We start from the raw sequence: 4,512 nt of genomic DNA, 5'->3' as shown, positions 1-4,512 counted from the left end.
CCATCGCCGAAACCATCGCCTCACGCGCCTCAGCCCGCAGCAAGGTTGTTGCATTATGATCCAAATAGGCGCGCATCAGGCCTTTTCATCCGCCACTTCGTCCACAACAGAAAACAAGGTAGGTACGGCCGGGCATGGCGCCAAGTCGTTCTCCACAATATCGGACAAACGGGTCTGATGCAGGAACACATAGACCTGCGCGCTCAACCCCTCCCAAAGGCGGTTGGCCATGGATTGCGCGCGCGACCCACACGCTCCGCCCGAAGCACCAGCCCCCTTGTGCAACGCATCCACTGTCTCATCTACCGCCGCAAGGATATCGGCCACCCTGATCTCTGACGCGGGCCGCGCAAGGCGATACCCGCCCCCCGGACCGCGCACCGAAGCGACCAGTTCCGCACGGCGCAGCTTGACAAAGAGTTGTTCCAGATAGGGCAGCGAAATATCCTGGCGCCGCGACACCTCGCCCAGTGTTACCACCGCGCCGTCCGGCTGAAGCGCGATATCCACCAGCGCAACCATTGCGTATCTGCCCTTTGTGCTCAGTTTCATTGGCTCTCTCCCCTGCGAACAGATTGACCTTGCGCACCGCAAGGCTTATCTCCCTTTGAGCCATTATGGCCCCGGTCGCAATTTAGAACGCTTCTAAGGTGCTTGAGCGATTTCGTCAAGAATATCGCGCGCGCCTCTCAATAAGGATAAAGGGAACACATGCCCGAGGTAATTTTTCCCGGCCCGGAAGGCCGTCTCGAAGGCCGCTACCATCCCCAAAAAGAAAAAGATGCCCCGATTGCGATCGTGCTCCACCCGCACCCGCAGTTTGGCGGCACGATGAACAACAAGGTTGTCTACAACCTGCACTACGCCTTTTACAACATGGGCTTCACTGTTCTGCGCTTCAACTTCCGCGGCGTCGGGCGGTCTCAGGGTGAATATGATCAGGGCGTGGGCGAATTGTCCGATGCGGCCTCGGCACTCGATTACCTGCAATCAATGAACAACAACTCCAAGCATTGTTGGGTTGCGGGCTTTTCCTTCGGGGCCTGGATCGGCATGCAGCTGTTGATGCGCCGCCCCGAGATCACCGGCTTCATCTCGGTCAGCCCGCCGGCCAATATGTATGACTTCTCGTTCCTCGCACCCTGCCCGGCCTCCGGCCTGATCATCAACGGCAGCGCCGATCGCGTCGCACCGCCTGCCGATACCACGGCACTGGTCAACAAACTGCATGAACAACAGGGCATTACCATCACCCATGAAGAGGTGGAAGGCGCCGGGCATTTCTTTGAACCGCCGCATATGGAACCGATGATCGGCAGCGTGACATCCTACGTCAAACGCCGCCTGACCGAGAATTCGCGGTAACAGGGGGCCTAAACGATGGGTGTCACCGAAGATCTGGCCGACGAACTCGCGCGGGATGTGATCAAGGCGATCGAGGCAACCGGCGACGAAGATCTTGTCGCCGAGATTCAAAAGGTGCTCGGCGCCGGGTCGCAGACGGCGGAAGAGGCCTTTCTGACGGCCGTGCGGGTCCGTCGCGCCAATATCAAGGCACGCGCCCACCTGGTCGAGAAGCTGAAAAAGTTCAAAGCGGCGAAAGAGGCGCAACAGACCTCGGGCGAATAGGCCCGAGTGCGCGACAAACGGTGTTGTGGGCTTCACCCGCCCGACGCCAAGCCGCAACCTGTCCCACGGATAAAACAAAGGCCCCAGCCGAACCCGGCACGGGGCCTTTGATCATTCTACGCCCGCAGACGAGCGCCGCTTGGGTCAAACGGCGGTTCGTGCAGGATACGTGCATTGTGCGGGCGCCCAAGCACCATCACCTCGACCTCGTCACCCGGCACCGCGCCTTTGACATAGCCGAGCGCAAGGCTCATGCCGACGCTATAGCCATAGGTGCCCGAGGTGACCCGACCGATGCCCTTGCCATCCTTCATGATCGGCTCGCCACCGGTGGCGTCGGCGTTCGAGGCGCTGACATCCGCCTCGTCCAGATGCAACAGCACCAACATCTCGCGCGGAGCCTTGGCAAGAACCGCCTCCAGGGCAGGTTTATTCAGGAAATCCTTGTCCATCTTGCACAGGCCCGAAAGCCCAACCTCTTGTGGCCAGTATTCGGGGCTGTATTCGCGGCTCCACGAGCCATAGCCCTTTTCGACCCGCATCGACATCAGGGCACGGCTTCCGACCGGGCCCGCGCCGATCTCTTTGCCCGCCGCCAGAAGGGCGTCGTACAATTGCGCCTGATCGCCGGTGGCGCAATGCAATTCCCACCCCAGATCGCCGGTAAAACTCACGCGCAGGGCAACACAGTCGACCCCGCCCAGGGTAATGCGCTGTGAGCGCATGAAGGCAAAATCATCCGTCGCCAGCGAGGCATTGGTCAGGCGCTGCAACATCTCGCGCGATTTCGGCCCGGCCACGTTGAACCCGCAGACCGCATCCGTCAGGCTTTCAAACGTGGTGCCCTCCGGCAGGGGAACGGCATCGAAGAACCGCTTGTGATAGCGCTCGGCCATGCCCGATGAAATCACCCAGAATTCATCCTCGGCAAGTCGGGTCACGGTGGCATCCCCGGCGATCCCGCCACGCACCCCGATCAGCGGCGTCAGACAGGACCGCCCCACCGCGCGCGGCATCCGGTTGGCAAAGACCGCGTTCAGCCACTCCTCGGCCCCCGGTCCCTTGACGCGATACTTGGCAAAGTTCGAGATGTCGATGATCCCTGCCCGTTCGCGCAGCATGCGGCATTCCTCGCCCACCGGCGCCCACCAGTTCTGACGTGTAAAGCCGTTGGTATCGACCGTGTTCGCCTCGGGTGCGAACCATAGCGGGTGTTCCCAACCGTAGTTGAGGCCAAACACCGCCCCCATTTCCTTTTGACGCGCATAGGCCGGTCGTGTGCGCAACGGGCGACCGGCGCTGCGTTCCTCGTTGGGGTAGTGGATCGCAAAGCGGTGGGCATACTGATCCTGCACCTTGGCCTTTACGAACGTCTTGTCGTTGGCCCAAAGGCCAAAGCGTGCGATATCCCAGGCGAACATGTCATATTCCATTTCGCCAGTGGTGATCCACTGCGCCACCATCAATCCCATGCCCGCCGATTGGCTAAAGCCGGGAATGATGCCGCCGCACATGAAATAATTGCTCAGCTCGGGCACCGGCCCAAGGATCACGTTGCTGTCAGGCGACCAGATCATCGGTCCGTTGATCACCCGCTTCACGCCTGCCTCGGCAGCGAGCGGAATGCGATCCATCGCGCGCATCACGTTATCCATGATCCGGTCAAGGTCGTCGGCAAAAAGCTCGTGCGCGAAGTCAAGCGGCGTACCGTCTTCGGCCCAGAACTTCATATCCTGTTCGTAGGCGCCGATCAAAAGGCCCTTGCCCTCCTGACGCAGGTAATATTCGCCGTCGCGATCCGCCACCGAGGGCAACCGGCGATCCATCGCGGCTATCTCGGCAATGGTTTCGGTCACGAAATACTGGTGCTCGGTCGGTTGCAGCGGCACCTGAATGCCCGCCAAAGCCGCCACCTCGCGGCCCCAGAGGCCGCCGGCGTTGATCACCCACCGGGTTTTGATGTCACCCTTGGGCGTGCGCACGATCCATGTGCCATCGGGCTGTTGCTCGGTGCCGGTCACCGGCGTAAAGCGGTTGATCTCGGCCCCCCTCTGACGTGCACCGGCTGCATAGGCATTGGTCACGCCGGAGGGATCGACATTGCCGCCATCGGGTTCCCACATGATACAGCGGATGCCGTCGAAATTGACCAGCGGATGAAGCCGCTCGGCCTCGTCACGGGTCACCTCGTGGAAATTCATCCCGTAAAGCTTGGCCTTGGCCGCTTGCAGGCGAAGCTGATGCTCGCGGTTCTCGGTCTGGGCCAGGTAGAGAGAGCCGGGTTGAAACACGCCGCAGGACTGGCCGGTTTCTTCCTCAAGGCTGTTATAGAGGTTCATCGTGTAATGCTGAAGGCGGCTGATGTTGGCGCTGTCGTGCAGGCCGTGAATATTGGCCGCCGCGTGCCATGTGCTGCCGCTCGTCAGCTCATCGCGTTCCAGCAGGACCACATCGGACCAGCCCAGCTTGGTCAGGTGATAAAGGATTGAGCATCCGATTACGCCGCCGCCGATCACGACTGCCTGTGCATGGGTCTTCATGGGACATCCCTTGGTTATATCTGCCCAACATCCTGCGCATGCCTCCCCCGCTCTACACGTCCGTTTCCGACATGAATTGTCGCGGTGATGAAAAAGCCGAAAAAGTTTTCGACGGATTTCGATCCGGATTTCGCCCCGTCGAAGATCAGGGCGCTTTCGTCCCCCATTGCATGGAAACGACATATCCTGTCGTATGCGGCAAAGCCTGGCGCCTGTGCGCCACGAACATTGAACCGAAGATGTCCAAAGGAGAGCTGCCATGAAAACCACCACCCGTGTTGTCGTGATCGGCGGCGGTGTCCTCGGCTGTTCGGTGCTTTATCACCTGACCAAGCTGGGCTGG

General features: G+C 60.5%; 5 protein-coding genes. 2 read left to right on the top strand and 3 right to left on the bottom strand.

The window, feature by feature from the left end:
• Nucleotides 1-75: 75 nt before the first annotated feature.
• Nucleotides 76-552 (bottom strand): Rrf2 family transcriptional regulator, encoded by a 477-nt coding sequence (locus QZ522_RS17955; RefSeq protein WP_294614821.1) that lies wholly within the window; start codon nucleotides 550-552, stop codon nucleotides 76-78.
• A gap of 159 nt (nucleotides 553-711) precedes the next feature.
• Between QZ522_RS17955 and QZ522_RS17950 the strand changes: the two genes are divergently transcribed.
• Entirely contained in the window at nucleotides 712-1,365 is a 654-nt protein-coding gene (locus QZ522_RS17950) for an alpha/beta hydrolase (protein WP_294614819.1), read from the top strand.
• A 15-nt stretch (nucleotides 1,366-1,380) separates the two neighbouring features.
• Entirely contained in the window at nucleotides 1,381-1,629 is a 249-nt protein-coding gene (locus QZ522_RS17945) for a hypothetical protein (RefSeq protein ID WP_294614816.1), read from the top strand.
• A 116-nt stretch (nucleotides 1,630-1,745) separates the two neighbouring features.
• Here the strand turns inward: QZ522_RS17945 and QZ522_RS17940 are convergent, their stop codons facing one another.
• Together QZ522_RS17940 and QZ522_RS17935 are read right to left on the bottom strand one after the other, a co-directional pair.
• Complete coding sequence (locus tag QZ522_RS17940) at nucleotides 1,746-4,169, bottom strand: FAD-dependent oxidoreductase (protein ID WP_294614813.1); 2,424 nt, start codon at nucleotides 4,167-4,169, stop codon at nucleotides 1,746-1,748.
• Nucleotides 4,170-4,314: 145 nt separating this feature from the next.
• Nucleotides 4,315-4,512 (bottom strand): hypothetical protein (locus QZ522_RS17935; RefSeq protein WP_294614810.1); only part of this gene is annotated, 198 nt, incomplete at its 5' end.

This window comes from uncultured Roseovarius sp. (assembly GCF_913054395.1).
GTDB lineage: Bacteria > Pseudomonadota > Alphaproteobacteria > Rhodobacterales > Rhodobacteraceae > Roseovarius.
The sequence above is the reverse complement of the archived record's forward strand: the minus strand, read 5'-3'. Positions and strand labels throughout refer to the sequence as shown.

Bases quoted from the DNA above. Each gene is read 5' to 3' on its own strand.
- QZ522_RS17940 (WP_294614813.1), bottom strand. From the start codon at position 4,169: ATGAAGACCCATGCACAGGCAGTCGTGATCGGCGGCGGCGTAATCGGA.
- QZ522_RS17950 (WP_294614819.1), top strand. From the start codon at position 712: ATGCCCGAGGTAATTTTTCCCGGCCCGGAAGGCCGTCTCGAAGGCCGC.
- QZ522_RS17955 (WP_294614821.1), bottom strand. From the start codon at position 552: ATGAAACTGAGCACAAAGGGCAGATACGCAATGGTTGCGCTGGTGGAT.
- QZ522_RS17945 (WP_294614816.1), top strand. From the start codon at position 1,381: ATGGGTGTCACCGAAGATCTGGCCGACGAACTCGCGCGGGATGTGATC.